The organism is Sodalis sp. (in: enterobacteria) (genome assembly GCF_047607725.1).
Classification (GTDB): domain Bacteria; phylum Pseudomonadota; class Gammaproteobacteria; order Enterobacterales; family Enterobacteriaceae; genus JBLKSS01.
The window spans coordinates 1-1627 of sequence record NZ_JBLKSS010000317.1 but is presented as its reverse complement, the minus strand read 5'-3'; the positions used below and the strand labels follow the sequence as shown (position 1 = coordinate 1627).

At 53.6% G+C, this 1627-nt stretch carries 3 protein-coding genes; 1 reads left to right on the top strand and 2 read right to left on the bottom strand.

The window, feature by feature from the left end:
* On the top strand, positions 1-400 hold a 400-nt coding region (locus ACMX3H_RS19075; RefSeq protein WP_415211904.1), incomplete at its 5' end, for a Tn3 family transposase.
* Here the strand turns inward: ACMX3H_RS19075 and ACMX3H_RS19070 are convergent.
* Positions 331-1407, bottom strand: a complete 1077-nt coding sequence (locus ACMX3H_RS19070; RefSeq protein WP_415211903.1) for a hypothetical protein — start codon at positions 1405-1407, stop codon at positions 331-333. The genes ACMX3H_RS19075 and ACMX3H_RS19070 overlap by 70 nt on opposite strands.
* 81 nt (positions 1408-1488) lie before the next feature.
* On the bottom strand, positions 1489-1627 hold a 139-nt coding region (locus tag ACMX3H_RS19065; RefSeq protein ID WP_415210157.1), incomplete at its 5' end, for a transposase domain-containing protein.

The window sequence follows — 1627 nt, the reverse complement described above, 5'->3', positions numbered from 1 at the left end:
GATCCGCAGCCTTTACATCCTCCGATATCTTCGTAACCCACAGATTGCCAGAAACAGCCACCGGTCGCAAAATCGCATCGAATCCTGGCATCAGCTTCGCTCAGCGATCGCACGGGTCGGTGGCAAAAAAGAGCTGACGGGTCAGAACGATATTGAGCTGGAAATCAGCAATCAGTGCGGGCGGCTGCTCAGCATCATTATTATTTATTATAACTCAGCCCTACTGTCGCGGTTGCTGCAGAAGTATGAAGAAATCGGTAACACCCGGGGCCTTGTCCTTCTCAGACGAATGTCGCCCGTAGCCTGGCAGCATATCTTTCTGAACGGACATTACACCTTTATCAGCGAAGGGAAAGAACTCGACCTGGATGCCATGATTGAAGGTCTTACGTTGTCATAGTCGTATGGCGTAAGCCCGCAAAATTTTGGCGGCTTCCCGCTTACAACCCCAATATGGCGCGAAATCTCGCTCCCCGTGTCCTCAATATTGCGCAGCAAGGTGACCATGAGGGCCTCGGCCTCAGCGGACTCGGGCTCTACCGCGAAAATTTCATGAAAGCGCTGCAATAACGGATGATCCACATCGCCGAGCATCAGCGTTTGTTTGACCTGATTGATATGCTTATATGCCGTGACCACGCCCTCTCTTAGTTCCCACGCGGCGTCGGCATACCGCCCCGCCAGCGCCAGCTCTCCGTCGTCCAGCCCGTAAAGGAGAATCGCTTTAACGTTATCGCGCAGGTCATTATCCACCAGCAACACCCCGCGATACTCTTCAAAATCATCCGTGCGGAACCCCTCCCGATAGCGAATTTTTTGACTTTGCTGGGTGAAGCTTTTCTTCAGGCGGAGCTGTGCTTCCCTCACCGCCTTGACGTAGTCGATTTCAGTGCCGGCGGCACCCGCAAAGCCCTTTTCATCAGGAACCAGCACAAAGCGCTGTGAGTGGTGATCAAAGCGGCAGAAGATCTTATCCGCCGCATCCGGTCCCAGCATAAAGACATGCGGCAGTAACGGATGCTTATCGATTTTAACCACCTGCTCTCCTAATAGCAGATACCGCGTGCCCTGGCACGATCGCACGATCCCTTGGCTCGTGGGCGGCGAGAGCGCGTCGACATCGACACCGGGGTCCAGCAAGGTCTCCGTTAGGGCCTGGCGCAAACGTGACGACACAAAGCGATACGAATGCGGGCCTGAACCGCTTCGCTGTTGCTGCGCTTTCACTTTAAAAACCAACCGCCATTGGTTCTTCGCATCGAGAATGTTGCTGAGCTTTTTGACTTCGTCTTCGCTGGGACAGCGGCCAACGTTTTGGTAGAAATAGATCACCTGCGACTCTTCTGCCAGGGCCGACACCGGATTTTTGCAGATTCCGACGTATCCGATCATCTGTTCCGGCAACATTCGATCAGTTATTCCGATATTTTCCGATCACCCATTCCAGTGATATTCGATGTAAGCGTACGCCCAGCGCCGTATTGACTGTTATTCAGCAGGGATGGTGAGGTTCCACGGCAGGAGCTCTTTGATTTTGTTGATGGGATGATCCGCGATAATCGCCAGCACATGGCGCAGATACGCTTCCGGCTCCACGCCGTTCAGTTTGCAACTGCCGATCAGCGTA

Bases quoted from the DNA above. Each gene is read 5' to 3' on its own strand.
- ACMX3H_RS19070 (WP_415211903.1), bottom strand. From the start codon at position 1,407: ATGTTGCCGGAACAGATGATCGGATACGTCGGAATCTGCAAAAATCCG.